This window comes from Pseudomonas brassicacearum, from assembly GCF_003732265.1.
Classification (GTDB): domain Bacteria; phylum Pseudomonadota; class Gammaproteobacteria; order Pseudomonadales; family Pseudomonadaceae; genus Aquipseudomonas; species Aquipseudomonas brassicacearum_D.
The window spans coordinates 1-637 of sequence record NZ_MOBK01000139.1 but is presented as its reverse complement, the minus strand read 5'-3'; the positions used below and the strand labels follow the sequence as shown (position 1 = coordinate 637).

The following is a 637-nucleotide window of genomic DNA, read 5'->3' as shown; positions in this document are numbered from 1 at the left end:
GATGAGTGACGCCGAAATCGACGAGCTCATGCTCGACCCGGGCATCATCCGCAATCGCCTGAAACTCAACGCCGCCCGGCGCAATGCCCAGGCGTGGCTGGCGCTGGAGGATCCGGTGGCGTTGCTCTGGTCGTTCGTGGGCGACCAACCGATCATCAATCATTTCAAGGATCGCAGCGAAGTCCCGGCGATCACCCCCGAAGCGCTGGCGATGAGCAAGGCGTTGAAAAAGGCCGGGTTCACGTTCGTCGGTCCGACCATTTGCTACGCGCTGATGCAGGCCTCGGGCATGGTCATGGATCACACCCAGGATTGCGACCGCTACGCGCAGCTTGTCAACGGCGGTTAGAATGGCCGCCTCGCGCACCGCACAAGATCAGGAGTGACCTGTGGAAAAGTTTAAAGGCGCCTTGCTGGTAGGCGCTCTGCGGCTGTTTGCCCTGCTGCCATGGCGGGCCGTGCAGGCCGTGGGTTCGGCGATCGGCTGGATCATGTGGAAAACCCCCAACCGTTCCCGCGACGTGGTGCGGATCAACCTCGCCAAATGTTTTCCACAGATGGATCCGGCCGAACGTGAGCGTCTGGTCGGGCAGAGCCTGAAAGACATCGGCAAGTCGCTGACCGAAAGCGCCTGCGC

2 protein-coding genes are annotated in these 637 nt (G+C 62.0%); both read left to right on the top strand.

Features of this window, described 5'->3' with window-relative positions:
- A partial coding sequence (locus BK660_RS30465) for a DNA-3-methyladenine glycosylase I (RefSeq protein WP_185045272.1) occupies window positions 1–349 on the top strand: 349 nt, incomplete at its 5' end.
- 40 nt (window positions 350–389) lie between these two features.
- A partial coding sequence (locus BK660_RS30460; protein WP_473087025.1) for an LpxL/LpxP family acyltransferase occupies window positions 390–637 on the top strand: 248 nt, incomplete at its 3' end.